Raw genomic sequence first — 15,017 nt, 5'->3', positions numbered from 1 at the left:
GAACACTTGTAGCTCCCAAACCGCCCTTTCCAGGCCGCAAGTGCTCGTTCGCGCTGAGGCTATCCGGCCGGGACTTCGCGCCCCGCAGGTTCGCCCGGGCCCAGGTCATCAGAGGCCGCCGGCGCGTCCGCAATTCCGGTCAGCCGGCGCATCCGGAGCTCGTCCGCTACCCGGACGTACCAGGAATGGGCACCGAAGGCCGGGCTGGGCGTATCCAGGTGCCGGTACAGGGCGTCTGCGAGATCTTCCAGCGCCGGTTCGGGCAGCGCCGCCACCGTTTCAGCCGAGTCCCCCGACTCGGCGAGGAAGCGGGCCAGATCCTCGTCATTCATCGGGCGCTCCCCCGCTTCAACCAGCCCGGCAAGCTTCCCGCAGGGAAGGGACTGAGGACTGATGATGCCTGCCAGTGGCATGGCGGCCAGCGCTGATTCTGCGTCGGTTTCGCCGTAGTGATCGGATTCGCCGCCATGAATGGGGCAGACCGGAAGCTCGCTCGGCTCCAGGAGTGTCAGCTGAAAGTCGTCTGCATCCTCGAGGGCGGAAGCGGCGGCAACCCCGAGTTCGTGGTGCACCTCCACGTGCTCTCCGAAGGCATGGTCTGCCGGCAAAGCGACCTGCTGCAGGTAGGACAGCACTGACTCGTCGAGGTGCGAGGCGTCGCGGAAATCCACCGTGATCGTCGCGCAGGTGGCGAGCTTCTGCGCGCGCAGCAGCAGGTGAAGGAGTACGGGGAAGTTCGTCGGCGTCAGGCAGCCGCTGACTTCCAGGGTGACATGCCCGGGATCCAGGTCCACCCGTACCAGCACACGCAGTTTGTGATTCAAAGAATTCCCCAAAGAGAGAGTCCGTCAGCCAACTGCATAGCCAGCCTGAATCGTATGTAATTGTCGCGGGGGTCACAAGTCCGGTCCCGGCGCGGCTCCACGCCAGCCCCGCGGACCTAGACTGAAAGACATGGACAACACGGCACTGGACACATCCGACCACGGCTTTGCCGCGGCGGCGGGACAGTTGCACGATCTTGTGATTGACAGCAAGGACGTCAGCGGCTTCCTGTCCGAGCTGTGCGAGTTCTCCGCCAAATCCTTCTCGTCCACCATGGGCATGGAGGTTGTCTGCGCCGTGACGCTCCACCGGCACCGGGGTAGGGACGCATAGGCAAATTGGCCCGCAACAGGTGCCTGCAACGGCTGGCAGGCAAGGGCCACCGGTTTTGTCACGTGCCCATGAGCTTGGGCGCAGCCTCCTCGGGCCAGTCGATGCACTGCGTGTAGATCTCGTGCTTGCGCAGGTAGCGCGCTGTGAAGGGGCAATGCGGAATGATCCGCTTCCCCGCGGCCACGACGTCGTCCAGGGCGAAATGCACCAGGACGTTGGCGAGGCCTTGCCCCGCAAACTCCTCGGCCGTTTCGGTGTGAATGAAGTCAACGTGTCCCGGTTTGTCCATGAACCGGATATGCACCGCCAGCTTCCCGCCCACGTGGAGCTCGTAGCGGTGGAGCGCATCGTTCCGGAAGGTAGTGACATCCGGGGTGAATTGGTCCTCGGTGGATACCGTGTTCTCCGTCATGGTTCGACATTGGCACTTAATGCCTGTGCTGGCAATGGTTCCGTTGCGGGGGCCGTAACCCGCCCGAGCAGCAGGGCGGCGAGCGTAAAGCAGGCAGATCCGCCGCCCAGGAGCGCCAGCGTCAGTCCGTTGAACGCTGCGTCTGCCACCGGGACAAAGACGACGACGGCGGCCGTCACCACGGCGGCGCGGGGCCTTCCGCGTGAGTGGACAGACGCCGTCGGCCGTTCCTCCAGCCGCCCGAACAGGGCAATGACCGGGAGCAGGAGGAGGACCACGCCCAGCAGCACCAGCGGGCGGGACCACCACCATTCGGCAGTGCCGGAGGCGGGCTTGGGGAAGTCCGTGAGCAGCAGCAGCCCCGCCATCGCTCCCAACAGCGGAAGGTGCCAGAGGTAAACCGTCATCGATCGCCGGCCCGCCAGCGCCACCACGGTCCGGACCCGGCGAACGGAGCCGATCCTGTCCAGCGCCGGCCTTGCGAGCTGCAGCGTCGCAGCCTGGGAAACGCCCAGCAGAAGAAGGCAGAAATTCGGCGGGTTCAGGTTTACCAGCATGTTGCCCCGGTACAGGCCCAGTCCGGTGAGGATGCCCAACAGCAGATTGCTTGCGGCGATCAGGCCCACGAGCCGCGACGAACCAAGCCGGGCAAGGCGGCCGTCCGCCATGAAAAAGCCGAGCTGCTGCACGGCGCACCACAGGAAGACCATGTTGACGTAGGCGATCAGCGGCATGGCGCCGCGGAAGCAGTCCACCGCCACCACGAGCGCCGCGAGGCCGGCCAGTGTCAGCCAGGGCGCCCGCCGGTGGAGCCGCTCCAGGAGCGGGATGTTCAGCTGGGCTGCGAGGTAGGCGGCCAGGAACCACAGCGGCATGCCGGCCCCGGTCGCCAGGAGCTGCACCACCTGGGGGTCCACGCCCAGCAGCAGGGCGCCCCACAGGCCCGCGAACATGACCGCCAGTAGTGCCGCCGCCGGCCGGATGAGGCGCAGCAGCCGGGCCCGGGCGAACGCGTAACCGTTGCCTCCGCGGTCCCGCAGCCTGCGCCAGGACTGTATTCCGGTGATGCCGCCGGCCACGAAGAACAGCGGCATCACCATGAAAATCCAGATGACAGGCTCGAACCAGTCCTGCACGGCCAGGGTGTTTTCAGTGGTCACCGTGCCGTCGGGATGCAGCACCGGGCTGGTCATCATGCAGTGGCTGATCACCACCAAGGCAAGGCAGAAGAACCGGGCAAGGTCTATGGCCAGGTCGCGGGGCGGGGAGGCCGTCCCCAAGCCGGAGGAATCCGCGCCCACGCCGGATCGTGCACGCCGCACTGCACCATCCATGGCGCCCCCTCCCCGACGCGGAACTGGCGAACCGTTTTGTAGGGTCCATTGTTTCGTAGGGTCCATTGTCCGCCGGGAGGGCAGCGAGGGCCAGAGGAGGCGAAGGGAGTCCCCTCTAGCGGCTGAGCATGCCCAACGTGGCGGCGGCAAAGTCCTTGGCCGAGGCATTCCAGTGGGCCAGCAGCCCCTGCAGGTTCTCGCCATCGGCGCGGTGCGCCGCCGTCTGCGCCTCGAGCGTGGCCAGCACGCCGGTGCGTAGCTCGGTGTTGAAGTTGACCTTGCCCACGTTCATCGCCGGGGCCTTGGCCAGCTCTTCCGCCGGGATTCCGGACGCACCGTGGAGGACCAGCGGGATACGCGTGCGCACGGCAACGTCCTGCAGGACGTCCCACCGAAGCTGCGGCTCGCCCTTGTACTTTCCGTGAACGTTGCCCACGGCCACGGCCAGCAGTTGCGCCCCAGTCCTTGCCACGAAGTCCTCCACCTGCGCGGAATCCGTGAGGCCGGCAACGTCGTTTCCGGCGGCGTCGTGGGAATCGGCGCCGAACGCCTTGTCCTCATCGCCGGCGAGCCCGCCCAGCTCGGCCTCCAGCACGACGTCGGTGCCGCCTTGAGCGTCCAAGGCCGCCCGGACTTCGCGAACCAGCGCGATGTTCGCCTCATATGGCAGGGGCGAGCCGTCAGCGAGGACGGAATCCGCCCCGGCAGCAACGGCCGCGGTGATGACATTGAGGTCCGACGCGTGGTCCAGCTGCACGGCAACCGGCACGGAGGCCTCGTCCGCCAGGCCCCGCAGGGCGGAGATGAGCCGCAGTCCGTAGGTGGTGGCTGCGGTCTTGGGAGCCACGAGCAGGATGACGCCGCGGCCGGCTTCCTCGGCTGCGCCCACAACGGCGAGGGCCGTGGTGAAGTCATAGCACGTGAAGGCGGGCACGGCGGAGCCCTGCTGCAACGCGGAGCCTACGAGCTCGTCGAGTTGCGTGCGCATCAGCCCGCCTGTGCGGTGCGCTTGGTGGGGGCCACGACCTTGATGACGGCGGAGTCGTCAGCGGCGGCCAGGCCATGGGCCTGGCCCAGCAGGTAGAGCTGCTCGGCGGCGGCGGCAACGGGCGTGGCCAGCCCGGCGCTACGGGTTGCCTTGCCGACGATGCCCATGTCCTTGACGAAAATGTCCAGGCGGCTGAGCACCTCGGCGCCGTCCTCGCTGTACGCCTCCAGGATGCGCGGGCCGCGGTTGGAGAGCATGAAGGATCCGGCCGCACCGGCTTCGAGGGCGGCGAGCGTCTTCGCCTGGTCCAGGCCCAGGGCGTCGGCCAGGGCCATGGCCTCGGCCGCGGCGGCGATGTGGATTCCGCAGAGCAGCTGGTTGACGGTCTTCAGCGCCTGCCCGTCGCCGGGCTTGTCGCCGACGACCGTCAGGGTGGAGGCGAGCAGTTCCAGGACGGGACGGGCGGCCTCGAGTGCCGCCGGCTCGGCGCCCACCACGATCAGCAGGTCGCCTTCGCCGGCACGCTTGGGCCCGCCGGAGAGGGGTGCGTCCACAAGCCCAACGCCGAATTCGGCCAGGCGGCTGACCGTGGCCGGAATCGCTTCGGTACCCACGGTGCTGGTCAGGATGACGACGGCGCCCGGCTTCAGCACCGAGGCCACGCCGTTCTCGCCGAAGAGGACGTCGTTGAGCTGTTCGCTGTTGCGAACGGCCAACAGGAGCGCGTCGGTGCCTTCCGCGGCTTCGCGGGCGGAGTCAAAGGTGCGCACGCCGGCCTCTTCAGCGAGCTGCAGGCGCGGTTCGGCAATGTCGAAGCCGTGAACGGTGAGCTGGCTCGCCAGGCGTGTGGCCATCGGCAGGCCCATTGCCCCGAGGCCGAGGACGGTGACTGTGTAATTCGCGGTCATGGTGTTCTCCGTTGAATGCGTGTTTGAGCTTGTTTCCGCTGATTGAGCTAATTTTCCGCTCATCGAGCCGTGATGTCCGCTGGTTGAGCCTGCCGAAACCGAGGCCCGGCAGGCTCAACCGGGGGATGGAATTAAAAGGTGTTGCTGAGCTTGCGGGTGACCTGCGCCAGTGACTCGTCGTCGCCCACGTTGCCGGCGAACACGATGTAGGGGATGCCCTTGGCCGGGCCGTCAACCGGCTCCCACAGGCTGACGATGCCGGGCAGCATGGGGCCTCGGACGATCGCATGCCGGATCTCCAGTCCGTGTGCGGCCACATCCGAGGACGTGATGCCGCCCTTGGCGATGACGAACCGCGGCGGGAAAGTCTTGAGCGTCCGGTTTACCACCGCGACGACGGCGGCGGACACCGTGCGCGCGATCCGCAGGCTTTCGGCCGGGTCGTCCGTCTTGATGAGCAGGCGGCTCGTGTGGACGATGACGTCACCGCCGTGAAGGCCTTCCACGACAGTGTCCACTGTCTGGTCGAGGTAGGCGTCCGCTTCATCGCCCAGCAGCTTTTCGACGTCGATCTCCACTATGCGGGCAGCGCTGTGCTGATCTGTGAGGACCTTCAGCTGCCGCGTGGTCACGCCGACGTGCGAGCCCACTACGATCAGGCCGCCGGCCTCGGACGGGATGTTGCCGGCGTACGCTTCCTCGCCGCTGAGTTCGGTCCGGATGTCCTGGCCGATTCTGGCGCGGACGAACGGCGGCCCAACGCGGTAGAGCAGCTTCTTGCCGCGGCGCTCTGCCTCTTCCAGCCCCAGTGCGAGGGCGCGGAGATCGTTCTCGGTGACGATGTCCGCCACGATCGGGGTGGAGGCAGTGGCAGGTTCGATCGCGTCAGCGATGGCCTTGGCGGAGACGTCCGCATCTCCAGTGCCGGCACCGGCCCGGATGATGTTGAGGTCCAGCACGATCACGGAGTCCGCAGGGAACTTGCCCTGCGACTTCTCCTCCACGTACTTGGCCATCTCGGAGTTGGCGAATCCGAAGGTCGCGTCCTTGGCGAATTCCGTTTCCGCGACAGGGGTGAGGTTCCCGGCGTCGGGCCCCGTTCCCCGGGTGTAGTGCACGCCCCCGATGGTCACACGGCCGGCATCGGGAAAGGCGGGGACGATTACGACGCCGTCCGTCGCCGCGCCGCTCTCCGCAGCCACGGTGGCGGCGATGACGTCGGGCTCGAGCGGGAAGTGCCCGCGGAGGGTCGAATCGCTGCGGCTGACGAAGCTGAGGTGGATTTCTCCCTCGCCGTCACGCGCGGCGGCCAGGGCGTTGCGCACGATTTCTTCGTTGCGGGCGGCGGCTTCGGCCGGGTCCAGGCTGCGGGTGTTGGTCAGCACGTAGACAGCGGCCTTACCCTGATGGAGAGCCCAGGTGAAGTCTTCGACTTCCCAGCGGGTGAGCACAGGCAAGTCGGCAACCGACTGGGTTCCGGTGGGGTCGTCGTCGAGCACCACCAGTACTCGGGGAGACGTCGCGGCAGAGGCCGCGACTGCGCTGGCCACCCGCTCGGCCGGGACGTGGAGCTCCGCGGGGAAAGCGGCCAGGATGTCTGCTTCAAGGGGCACTGTGCACTCCGTTGTGTCGAAACTATATTGCGGAACGATTGTTGTCAGATGTCAGACATCTGGCGTTTGATGCTAGTGTGGCATAACGCACACCGCGTGCGCAAGTAGACTTGTCAGACATACGGGCCTGACAAGGTGAACGGGGAAAATGGCACGCAAATCACTGGTGGGCGTCGTCGCTGACGAACTCCTGGACCGCATCATCGCAGGCGAATTCCCGCCGGGCGCCAGCGTGCCCGGCGAGCTTGAGCTGAGCGCGCGGCACGAGGTCAGCAGAATGACCGTCCGTGAAGCTATGAAAACTCTTGAAGCGCAGCGCATCCTCAGCGTGGAGCGTGGCCGAGGGACCTTCGTGAATCCGCTGAACCGCTGGTCGTCCCTGGAGGCCGTGCTACGGGCCGCCTCAGAGGGGCAGAACGGGCCCGCCGCCGCAATCCAACTCATCGAGCTGCGCAGGATGCTGGAAACGGGCGCATGCGAGCTCGCGGCGCAACGCATCACCGACGCGGAACTCGAGTCCCTGCACATTCAGGTCGAGGAGATGCGGGAAGCGCACCGCGTCCAGGATCTGGCCCGGTTCGTGGCGGCCGACCTCGCCTTCCACGACGAGATCCTCCACGCTTCCGAGAATGTTTTTGTGGCCGTCCTGTTCGAACCGCTGCACCGCGTCCTGGAGAAGCGGCGCACGGAAACGTCTCAGGTGCCGGCAATCCAGGAGCACGCCATCGGCCATCACCAGGGCATTTACGATGCCTTGGCCGCCCGCGACCCCCGCCGAGCCCGCGACGCAATGGACGCCCATATGCAGCAAACCCTGGACGACCTCAGAAGCTACGTCCTGGAAGCCTAGTCCAGCGGCTCCCCGTCCGATACTCTGCTGGAACGGCCCGCAGCCGGGTATCGATGACGATCACGAGGAGCGAAGTTGTCTAATCACACCTACAGCATTTCTGAAATTGTCGGAACCTCGACCGAAGGCGTGGACGCGGCCGTCCGCAATGGCATCGCCGAGGCAGCAAAGACCCTACGAAACCTGGACTGGTTCGAAGTCAAGGAAATCCGCGGCCACCTCGATAACGGCCAGGTGGCCGACTGGCAGGTGACCATCAAGCTCGGCTTCCGGCTGGAGCGCTGACCGCAGGGATCAGGTCAGTCCCGGGTCCACACTTGGACGGGGTCGCCGCCGCACAGGAGGCGGCGGCCACGGACTGAAAAATCCACCCAAAGCATTTCCTGGTGCGCGGAGACTTCATCGACGTGTCCGGCAACGAATCCGGAGCCGTCACTCTCAACCCATACCGCTTCGCCGGGAGCCAGCTCTGTCCAGCGCGCGGGCGCGAGCCGCGTCCCCGCTGAGGGCGGACGCTGCTGCAGGCTGTCGGCTTGGCTCACAGGTTTTGGGCCCGTCATTCCTGGCCAGTCATTCCTGGCCAGCGGCCCGGCGGCGCCACACGGCGGGCGTGCCCTGGTACGTCGGAAAGACCTGCCCCTCAAAGAACGTGTGGGCCTCGTCCGGCGACTGATCCGGGGTCCACAGGCCCGACGCCGGGCAATGGGTTCCCGTCGAGGCCGAACGCACGTGGCGTTCCCTGAGCAATGCGATGCGTTTCATCTTTGAATGCCATCCTTGGTGGTCGAAGAAGTTCTCCTCCAAGGCTAGGAAAACGGCCCCCGGCGCCCAATGGGCGAATGGATAGAATCCCGCCTACGGGCTGGGCAGCAGCACAACGGCGCAGCCTGATCAGGGAAGCTGGGCTCCCGGAACGCCGGCACCCCGGGTTTCCGGTGATTCCGGTGATTCCGGTGCGGCGGGAACGGAAGTCTCCCCCGCCGTCGCGATTTCCCGCCCGGTGCCCGCGCCGAGGCTGCCCAGCAGGGCCAGCGCATCCGCCGACGGCGAGCCCGGCTTCGCGGAAAACACCCGAAGCACCTGGTCCGGGTCGTCCGGCAGGACGAGGTTTTCAAAGTTCAGTTCCAGGTCCCCGACGGCGGGGTGATGGAGCCGCAAGCTGCCGGAGGAACGTGTTGCCACCCGATGGCCTGCCCACCACTGGCGGAACTGCTCGCTGTGCACGGCGAGCTCGCCCACCAGCTGATTGGCCTGCGCGTCGTTGGGGTGGCGCCCGACATCCACGCGAAGCGCGCCGGCAGCCTCGGCCGCGACCGCCTTCCAGTCCCGGAAGAGTTCGCGGGCCCGCGGATCCAGGATGAGCCAGCGGGTGAGGTTCCGCTCCCCCGGCGGCAACTCCGGAAAATCCGCGAAGAGCAGGAAAGCCATCCGGTTGCCCGCCAAAACGTCCGTGCGCCGCCCCAGGACAAGGGCAGGGACTTCGCCCACGGCTTCGAGCAGCTGGCGCAGGGCAGGACGCACGGCCTGGACCGGTACGGGCGAGCGCGCGGACTCGGCACAGTGCTCAAGGAGATTCATCATGTGGGCCTGCTCGCTGGCATCAAGCTTGAGGGCCCTGGCCACCGAATCGAGCACGGCCCGCGAGGGGTGGATGTTCCTGCCCTGCTCCAGGCGCGTGTAGTAGTCCGTGCTGACGTCCGCGAGCCGGGCAATTTCCTCCCGACGCAGCCCCGGAACGCGTCTGGCGCTGCCGCCGCCAGCCACTCCGGCATCTTCCGGTTTCAGCCGTGACCGCATTGCCTTGAGGAATTTGCCGAACTCGGCGCTCTGACCCATGCCTACCATTCTGCACCGCCCACGGGACCGTTTCTACAACGAAGGTAGGACTGCCAGTCCTAGGAAAAACAGGGACAGGCATAACTGCTGACTCGGGCGGTCCACCCCAATAGGCTCAGTGCAGAGCCAGCCAAATCCCCCCATCGAGGAGAACTCCCATGTCCCAGACATCAGAAACCGGCGTCCGCCAGGTCGCCCTCAACAACGGCGTCCGCATCCCCCAGATCGGTTTCGGCGTTTTCCAGGTCCCGGCGGAAGAGACCCAGCGGATCGTTGAAGAAGCCCTTGAAGCCGGCTACCGGCACATCGACACCGCGGCCGCATACCAGAACGAGGCCGGCGTCGGCGCGGCAATCGCGGCCTCCGGCATACCGCGTGAGGAAATCTTCGTCACCACCAAGCTGCGCAACGGTGAGCAGGGCTCCGCCGCCGAGGCCTTCGAAAACAGCCGCAAGGCTCTGGGCCTGGACGTCGTTGACCTCTACCTCATCCATTGGCCGGTGCCGTCCCAGGGCCTGTTCACCGAAGCCTGGCGGGCCATGGAAGCGCTCTACGTTGAAGGCCATATCCGTGCCATCGGCGTGTCCAACTTCCTGGAAGACCACCTGGATACCCTCTTGGCGATCGCCGGTGTCGTTCCCGCAGTGAACCAGATCGAACTCCACCCGACGTTCCAGCAGTCTGCGCTGGCCAGCAAGAGCCGCTCCCTTGGGATCGCCGTGGAGGCGTACAGCCCGCTGGGGCAAGGTGCAGACCTGAACGCCGCGGCGGTCACGGCCCTGGCCGAGGACAAGGGCGCCACACCGGCCCAGATCATCCTGGCCTGGCACCTGGCGGCCGGCACCATCGTGATCCCGAAGTCCTCAACGCCGGCCCGCATGCGGGAGAACATCGCTGCCGCGAGCATCTCCCTGAGCGCGGCGGATCTCGAGTCCATCAACGCGCTGGACGCCGGTACCCGCGTTGGCGGAGATCCAGCAACCGCGGCCCACAGCCAGCTCTAGCTTCAAACAAGCCAACCGGGATCGAGGAAAAACCCATGCAGTACACCCACCTTGGCCGCTCCGGCCTGAAAGTCTCCCGCCTTTGCCTCGGTACCATGAACTTCGGCCCGCAGACGGAGGAGTCCGCTGCGCATTCGATCATGGATTCGGCGCACGAGTCGGGCATCAATTTCTTCGACACGGCCAACGTTTACGGGGGCGCCGAGCACCGCGGCTGGACCGAGGAAATCATCGGCCGCTGGTTCGCCAAGGGCGGCGAACGCCGTGAACGCACGGTCTTGGCGACCAAGCTGTACGGCACCATGACGGACCGCCCTAATGGGTCCAAGCTCTCGGCGCTGAACATCCGCCGCGCTCTCGATGCCAGCCTCAAGCGGCTCCAGACCGACTACATCGACGTCTACCAGTTCCACCACGTGGACCGGAACACTCCGTGGGACGAGATCTGGCAGGCCATCGAGGTAGCCGTGCAGCAGGGCAAGATCCTCTACTCCGGCAGCAGCAATTTCGCGGGCTGGCACATTGCGCAGGCACAGGAAGCCGCCGCCCGGCGCCACTACAACGGCCTGGTCAGCGAGCAGTCCATCTACAACCTGCTGACCAGGAACGTGGAGCTTGAAGTCATTCCGGCAGCCCAGCAATACGGGCTCGGAATAATTCCATGGTCCCCGCTGCACGGCGGGCTTCTCGGCGGGGTCCTGAAGAAAGAGCGCGACGGCGTCCGCCGTTTGGAGGGGCGCGCGCACGAAACGCTGAAAAAGCACCACGACCAGATCAGGGAGTACGAGGACCTTGCAGACGATCTCGGCCACGAGCCCGGCGACATCGCCCTCGCCTGGCTCCTCCACCAGCCTGCGGTGACGGCGCCGATCGTGGGGCCCCGGACCCAGGAACAGCTCGACGCCGCCGTCCGCGCGTTGGACGTCTCGCTGAGCGACGACGCGCTCAAGCGGTTGGATGCCATCTTCCCGGGACACCGTACGGCCCCGGAGGACTACGCCTGGTGACTGCCCCGGGCAGAACTGCAGCCGCCGTCGGGCCGTGAACGGCGCGACGGCGGCTGCAGTCTATTGATAGCACCAAGTCGGTAGCGGCAGGCTGGCGCCGGCTACGGCTGGACTGATGAGCCGCTGGGTCCGGGCGGATGCTGGGGGTCTTCCAAGGCCGGGTCCTCGGGTTCGCCGGACTGCCCTTCGGGCGAGGCCTTGTCGGGCGAGGCCGGCGGAGACTGCGGGGGGATCGCGGGGTCCTCCGCAGGCGGGTTTTCCGCCGGGTCGAAGGGAAATTTACCGGACGGGTTGGTGGTGGAATCGTCGGGTTCTTCGCTCATCATCAGGCTCCTTTGCTGGTTGGGAGTGCCTGGCATCAGGTACGGCCGAGGTGGACTCCCGGCCGATCTCGCTCGTGCACCGACTACCCCCAAGCCATATCAGCGCACTCCCGGTTAGTCCATAGCCCCGTCAGGGCGCACAGGCCATTCCGTCAGTTGACCAGTTCGGTCCCGGCCTCGAATCCAACCGGCTTCCGGTGGCTCCGCTCCAACTCGATGACGTCCCGTCCGAAGGACCCCACCAGCGTCAGCAAGGCCAAAACCACGGCTACGGCGCCGAGGCCTTCCGGCACACCAGGAGTGAGCGCCAGCAGGAAGGCAAACGGCTGGTAAGCGCCGATAATCTTCCGCAGCCTGTTCGGCCTGAGCACACCCCGCAAGGAGGGTCGGAGCTGCCCAGCGGCCACGAACGCGTACCACATCAGCCCGATGGAAAGGACCCAAGGGCCCATGCCGGGCGCCGCGGCACACGACAGGACCAGCACCAGGGCCGCGTCGGTTTGAACATCCAGGCGCGCCCCCGCCGGCGACGAACTGCCTGTCCTGCGCGCCACAGCTCCATCCACGGCATCGAGCACGAACGCCAGGCCACCCATCACAACAAAAAAGGCGCCCGGCGGGCCCCCACCCAGCAGGACGGGAACGGCCATGGTTGCGCAACATGCCACGAGAACGGCGCGGACAAGCGTCACGCGATCGGCGGGGGTGCTGCGACGGGGCTGGCGGCGGAGGATCGAAGCATCGGCGCTTGCCACCACCGCGACTCCGGCCGCCAGCGCCAAATACGGAACCGCGAACTCCCGAAGCGGGACTGCCACAATCCAGCTGCCAACCGCGAGAAATCCAGCCATCGCAGCAGCCGCATCCGTCAGGGCACTACGTCCCGCCGAGCTCTCCATATGCCACCTCGCGCTCATCGTAGCAACTTCCGGTCACGCTGACGGGCACTTGCGATTGGCCCTGTGCAAACAGCGGTCCATAGGAAAGACTTTTCGCATGGCTCTATCACCGCTCGTCGCCCTAAACGACGGCCACCGGATCCCGCAGATCGGACTCGGCACGTGGCCACTGAACGACCGCGAGGTGGCCACCGCCGTCGTAAATGCAGTGGAAGCCGGGTACCGGCATATCGATACTGCCGTTAGATACGGAAACGAAGCCGGTGTGGGCGAAGGGATCCGGGCAACCGGCCTGAACCGTGAGGAGTTGTTCGTCACCACCAAACTCGACGGAGAATTCCAGGGCGGGGACAAGGCCCTGGCCGGCCTCGAAGGATCCCTGAAGCGGCTGAATATGGACTATGTCGACTTGCTCCTGATCCACTGGCCACTGCCCCGGCGCGGGGAGTTCATCTCTACCTGGAAGACCTTCGAACGGCTTCAGGGTCAAGGTAAGGCCCGCTCGATCGGGGTGTCGAATTTCAAGCCATCCCACTTGGAACAGCTCATGTGGGCGAGTGACGTGGTGCCCGCCGTCAACCAGATCCAGCTGAACCCTTCCGTCACGCGATCGGCCGACTGCGCCTACCACCAGCACCACGGAATCGTCACCGAATCGTACAGCCCGCTCGGGTCAGGTTCGGGCTTGCTCTCCGCGCCGGTGTTGCAGCGCATTGCCATCAAACACGGCAAAACCGAAAGCCAAGTGGTGCTGCGCTGGCATGTTCAACAGGGGCTCGTCACCATCCCAAAGTCCGCCGATCCACAGCGAATGAAAGAAAATATCGACGTCTTTGAGTTCGTCCTGGACGACGAGGACCTGGCGGCCATTAACACACTGGATGAAGGGCCGGAGGCTGGCGTGAACTCGGACGTCCAAGGTCACTGAAGGGTGGCAAAAGGCGTTCTCCCGCGAGTTTTCCGCAAACACCGACTGGCAGAAAAATAGTAAGCATGTTTAGTATTGAGCAGAAGGACGAAGCGTACCCGGCACACCGGGTGCCTCCTCAATGAAAGAAGAAGGAACGATAAAATGGGTTTTTTCGCATTTCTGATTCTGGGCCTCATCGCCGGCGCTATTGCTAAGGCCATCCTCCCAGGCCGGCAGGGCGGCGGCATCTTCATCACGCTGCTGCTCGGCGTCGTCGGAGCAATCCTGGGTGGGTTTATTGGCAGCGCACTCTTCGGCGTCGGCATCAACGAGTTCTTCTCGCTGTCCACGTGGCTGCTGGCAATCGGCGGCGCGATCATCGTGCTGCTGGTGTACGGCATGATCACCAGGCGCACCGCCCGCTAGACATAGCGCGGCCGAAGCCGGCCCCGGGTCATTTCCCGGGGCCGGCTTCTTAGCTAGAGCGCCTAGCAGGATGAAGCTTCACACCGTACTGAGCCCCCCACAAGAGCAGGAGTTCGCCATGAAATCCAAACTTCTCTTAGGCGTAGGAATTGCCGCCGGTTACGTGCTCGGATCCAGGTCCGGCCGGGCAGCGTACGACAAACTCAAAGCCCGCGCCGCCAGCATCTGGGACAGCAAACCAGTTCAGGACAAGGTTGCCGCCGCCACTGAGGCCGTCAAGGAAAGGGCACCCGAAGTGGGCGACCAGCTCTCTGAGGCAGCGCGGCGGGCCGGCACAGTGCTCAGTTCCGCCATGCACCGCGACGCTTCAACGGCCGGCGGCGGCGCTGCGTCCCCGTCAGCAGGGGCCGCCGCGTCAGGTGGCGACTCAGACAGTGAGCACGTTCCCGCGCACAGCACGCACCCGGAGACGGTCAACCTCGGCACGTCCGACGTCGAATCCGATCCTGCCCTGAACGATTCGTCGGGCCAGGACTGGTCCGATGAGGGCGGCGCCACTCCGGCAGGAGCCGCAACCAACGTGGACCCCAAGAGGCAGTAATTAAGGTGTAGTCCCCTGATTGCGGGATCCGTTCGTGGACGCTCCGCGTCGGGTCCCGGTGCAATCTCGGGTCCTGGCCAAGTACACCCAGGGCCCTGATTTTGTCCTCAGCATTATTGTCAGACCCCTCTGGCAGAGTTCTCGTATGGAAGCCATTGGGGAAGGCGCAAGCGGCACGGCGGTCCGGGCAACACTTCCGGGCCGCCGTATTTCGCAGCTGTGCGGCATTCCTGGTCCAGGGGCTTTTACCCCTGCCTCCCTGGCCTCCCTGGCCGGCGCACCCGCCGTGGCGGACACTTCTGCGTCCGACGGCGGGGCTGCCGCCGGCTTTGGTGCCGCCGGTTTTGGCGGGGCGAGCGACTGCCTGCAACTGTGCCTGGCGGTTCTGGAAGCCGCTGTCGAGTCCGCGCCGGACGAGCTGGCCCTGGCGGGCTTCCCGGAGGCCGCCGATTTCGCCGAGCTGGCCGAAAAGCTCTCCCGCTGGGCCGAGTACCTCCAACTCCTCGGTGCGGGGGCCGTGGACCGGACCCGCACCGAAGCGATCAACGCCGCCGGACCCGCAAGCAAAGCCGCCGGCTGGACCACCGGCTGGGGCCACGACGAGGCTGACGACGGCACCGCCGCCGCTGGTGCCTCTGGCTCGGCCGCGGCCGCTTCTCCAGACTCTGTTGCCGTTCCCACTTCACCCTTCGGCGCCGCCGCCAGCAACGGCCGGGTTTCGGCGTTGTCGCCGGCTGATGACGGGTGC

Annotated in this window: 19 protein-coding genes; 9 read left to right on the top strand and 10 right to left on the bottom strand. The window is 66.1% G+C overall.

Going from position 1 to position 15,017, the window contains the following annotated elements; translation table 11 throughout:
* Positions 1 to 59: 59 nt before the first annotated feature.
* A complete protein-coding gene (locus ABFP37_RS11685) occupies positions 60 to 824 on the bottom strand; it encodes a hypothetical protein (protein ID WP_139362874.1) in 765 nt (254 codons plus the stop codon).
* Positions 825 to 954: 130 nt separating this feature from the next.
* Between ABFP37_RS11685 and ABFP37_RS11680 the strand changes: the two genes are divergently transcribed.
* Positions 955 to 1,158, top strand: a complete 204-nt coding sequence (locus ABFP37_RS11680) for a hypothetical protein (protein WP_078029072.1) — start codon at positions 955 to 957, stop codon at positions 1,156 to 1,158.
* A gap of 58 nt (positions 1,159 to 1,216) precedes the next feature.
* Here the strand turns inward: ABFP37_RS11680 and ABFP37_RS11675 are convergent, their stop codons facing one another.
* From ABFP37_RS11675 to ABFP37_RS11655, 5 genes are all read right to left on the bottom strand, one after another.
* Positions 1,217 to 1,570, bottom strand: coding sequence for a GNAT family N-acetyltransferase (locus ABFP37_RS11675; protein WP_056631607.1), 354 nt, complete (start codon positions 1,568 to 1,570; stop codon positions 1,217 to 1,219).
* On the bottom strand, positions 1,567 to 2,892 hold the full coding sequence (locus ABFP37_RS11670) for an acyltransferase (RefSeq protein WP_347033675.1): 1,326 nt from the start codon (positions 2,890 to 2,892) through the stop codon (positions 1,567 to 1,569). The genes ABFP37_RS11675 and ABFP37_RS11670 overlap by 4 nt, the downstream gene beginning before the upstream one ends.
* 127 nt (positions 2,893 to 3,019) lie before the next feature.
* Positions 3,020 to 3,892, bottom strand: a complete 873-nt coding sequence (locus ABFP37_RS11665; RefSeq protein ID WP_347033674.1) for a class II fructose-bisphosphate aldolase — start codon at positions 3,890 to 3,892, stop codon at positions 3,020 to 3,022.
* Positions 3,892 to 4,800 (bottom strand): NAD(P)-dependent oxidoreductase, encoded by a 909-nt coding sequence (locus ABFP37_RS11660; protein ID WP_078029069.1) that lies wholly within the window; start codon positions 4,798 to 4,800, stop codon positions 3,892 to 3,894. Before ABFP37_RS11660 ends, ABFP37_RS11665 begins: the two co-directional genes overlap by 1 nt.
* A 131-nt stretch (positions 4,801 to 4,931) precedes the next feature.
* Complete coding sequence (locus ABFP37_RS11655; RefSeq protein ID WP_078029068.1) at positions 4,932 to 6,413, bottom strand: four-carbon acid sugar kinase family protein; 1,482 nt, start codon at positions 6,411 to 6,413, stop codon at positions 4,932 to 4,934.
* A 148-nt stretch (positions 6,414 to 6,561) separates the two neighbouring features.
* On the opposite strand from ABFP37_RS11655, the gene ABFP37_RS11650 reads away from it, so the two are divergent.
* Complete coding sequence (locus ABFP37_RS11650) at positions 6,562 to 7,263, top strand: FadR/GntR family transcriptional regulator (RefSeq protein ID WP_078029067.1); 702 nt, start codon at positions 6,562 to 6,564, stop codon at positions 7,261 to 7,263.
* A 75-nt stretch (positions 7,264 to 7,338) separates the two neighbouring features.
* A complete protein-coding gene (locus tag ABFP37_RS11645; RefSeq protein WP_078029066.1) occupies positions 7,339 to 7,548 on the top strand; it encodes a dodecin in 210 nt (69 codons plus the stop codon).
* A gap of 285 nt (positions 7,549 to 7,833) precedes the next feature.
* Here the strand turns inward: ABFP37_RS11645 and ABFP37_RS11640 are convergent, their stop codons facing one another.
* Together ABFP37_RS11640 and ABFP37_RS11635 are read right to left on the bottom strand one after the other, a co-directional pair.
* Positions 7,834 to 8,025: a hypothetical protein gene (locus ABFP37_RS11640; RefSeq protein ID WP_347033673.1), complete on the bottom strand. Its 192-nt coding sequence runs from the start codon at positions 8,023 to 8,025 to the stop codon at positions 7,834 to 7,836.
* Positions 8,026 to 8,154: 129 nt separating this feature from the next.
* Complete coding sequence (locus ABFP37_RS11635; protein WP_078029063.1) at positions 8,155 to 9,099, bottom strand: helix-turn-helix transcriptional regulator; 945 nt, start codon at positions 9,097 to 9,099, stop codon at positions 8,155 to 8,157.
* A gap of 158 nt (positions 9,100 to 9,257) precedes the next feature.
* Between ABFP37_RS11635 and ABFP37_RS11630 the strand changes: the two genes are divergently transcribed.
* Together ABFP37_RS11630 and ABFP37_RS11625 are read left to right on the top strand one after the other, a co-directional pair.
* Positions 9,258 to 10,103 carry an aldo/keto reductase gene (locus ABFP37_RS11630; RefSeq protein ID WP_347033672.1) on the top strand — a complete coding sequence of 282 codons (846 nt, stop codon included), beginning with the start codon at positions 9,258 to 9,260 and terminating at the stop codon, positions 10,101 to 10,103.
* A 35-nt stretch (positions 10,104 to 10,138) separates the two neighbouring features.
* A complete protein-coding gene (locus ABFP37_RS11625; protein WP_347033671.1) occupies positions 10,139 to 11,110 on the top strand; it encodes an aldo/keto reductase in 972 nt (323 codons plus the stop codon).
* 101 nt (positions 11,111 to 11,211) lie between these two features.
* Here ABFP37_RS11625 and ABFP37_RS11620 read toward each other — a convergent pair whose 3' ends face one another.
* Together ABFP37_RS11620 and ABFP37_RS11615 are read right to left on the bottom strand one after the other, a co-directional pair.
* Positions 11,212 to 11,433: a hypothetical protein gene (locus ABFP37_RS11620; protein ID WP_139362873.1), complete on the bottom strand. Its 222-nt coding sequence runs from the start codon at positions 11,431 to 11,433 to the stop codon at positions 11,212 to 11,214.
* Positions 11,434 to 11,585: 152 nt separating this feature from the next.
* The gene (locus tag ABFP37_RS11615) at positions 11,586 to 12,284 is read right to left on the bottom strand and encodes a CDP-alcohol phosphatidyltransferase family protein (protein ID WP_347033670.1); all 699 of its coding nucleotides are present in this window, start codon (positions 12,282 to 12,284) and stop codon (positions 11,586 to 11,588) included.
* Between the two features lie 145 nt (positions 12,285 to 12,429).
* Here ABFP37_RS11615 and ABFP37_RS11610 point away from each other — a divergent pair, with 145 nt between their 5' ends.
* The 4 genes from ABFP37_RS11610 to ABFP37_RS11595 all read left to right on the top strand — a co-directional run.
* Positions 12,430 to 13,260: an aldo/keto reductase gene (locus ABFP37_RS11610; protein ID WP_347033669.1), complete on the top strand. Its 831-nt coding sequence runs from the start codon at positions 12,430 to 12,432 to the stop codon at positions 13,258 to 13,260.
* A 144-nt stretch (positions 13,261 to 13,404) separates the two neighbouring features.
* Entirely contained in the window at positions 13,405 to 13,668 is a 264-nt protein-coding gene (locus ABFP37_RS11605; protein WP_078029058.1) for a GlsB/YeaQ/YmgE family stress response membrane protein, read from the top strand.
* 118 nt (positions 13,669 to 13,786) lie between these two features.
* Complete coding sequence (locus tag ABFP37_RS11600; protein WP_078029057.1) at positions 13,787 to 14,269, top strand: hypothetical protein; 483 nt, start codon at positions 13,787 to 13,789, stop codon at positions 14,267 to 14,269.
* Between the two features lie 145 nt (positions 14,270 to 14,414).
* Positions 14,415 to 15,017 (top strand): hypothetical protein (locus ABFP37_RS11595; RefSeq protein WP_347033668.1); only part of this gene is annotated, 603 nt, incomplete at its 3' end.

The organism is Burkholderia sp. RS01, assembly GCF_039748055.1.
Taxonomy (GTDB): domain Bacteria; phylum Actinomycetota; class Actinomycetes; order Actinomycetales; family Micrococcaceae; genus Arthrobacter.
The sequence above is the reverse complement of the archived record's forward strand: the minus strand, read 5'-3'. Positions and strand labels throughout refer to the sequence as shown.

Coding starts and splice junctions, on each gene's coding strand:
- ABFP37_RS11675 (WP_056631607.1), bottom strand. CDS start 1,570: ATGACGGAGAACACGGTATCCACCGAGGACCAATTCACCCCGGATGTC.
- ABFP37_RS11680 (WP_078029072.1), top strand. CDS start 955: ATGGACAACACGGCACTGGACACATCCGACCACGGCTTTGCCGCGGCG.
- ABFP37_RS11610 (WP_347033669.1), top strand. CDS start 12,430: ATGGCTCTATCACCGCTCGTCGCCCTAAACGACGGCCACCGGATCCCG.
- ABFP37_RS11620 (WP_139362873.1), bottom strand. CDS start 11,433: ATGAGCGAAGAACCCGACGATTCCACCACCAACCCGTCCGGTAAATTT.
- ABFP37_RS11615 (WP_347033670.1), bottom strand. CDS start 12,284: ATGGCTGGATTTCTCGCGGTTGGCAGCTGGATTGTGGCAGTCCCGCTT.
- ABFP37_RS11635 (WP_078029063.1), bottom strand. CDS start 9,099: ATGGGTCAGAGCGCCGAGTTCGGCAAATTCCTCAAGGCAATGCGGTCA.
- ABFP37_RS11625 (WP_347033671.1), top strand. CDS start 10,139: ATGCAGTACACCCACCTTGGCCGCTCCGGCCTGAAAGTCTCCCGCCTT.
- ABFP37_RS11640 (WP_347033673.1), bottom strand. CDS start 8,025: ATGAAACGCATCGCATTGCTCAGGGAACGCCACGTGCGTTCGGCCTCG.
- ABFP37_RS11600 (WP_078029057.1), top strand. CDS start 13,787: ATGAAATCCAAACTTCTCTTAGGCGTAGGAATTGCCGCCGGTTACGTG.
- ABFP37_RS11630 (WP_347033672.1), top strand. CDS start 9,258: ATGTCCCAGACATCAGAAACCGGCGTCCGCCAGGTCGCCCTCAACAAC.
- ABFP37_RS11660 (WP_078029069.1), bottom strand. CDS start 4,800: ATGACCGCGAATTACACAGTCACCGTCCTCGGCCTCGGGGCAATGGGC.
- ABFP37_RS11665 (WP_347033674.1), bottom strand. CDS start 3,892: ATGCGCACGCAACTCGACGAGCTCGTAGGCTCCGCGTTGCAGCAGGGC.
- ABFP37_RS11650 (WP_078029067.1), top strand. CDS start 6,562: ATGGCACGCAAATCACTGGTGGGCGTCGTCGCTGACGAACTCCTGGAC.
- ABFP37_RS11605 (WP_078029058.1), top strand. CDS start 13,405: ATGGGTTTTTTCGCATTTCTGATTCTGGGCCTCATCGCCGGCGCTATT.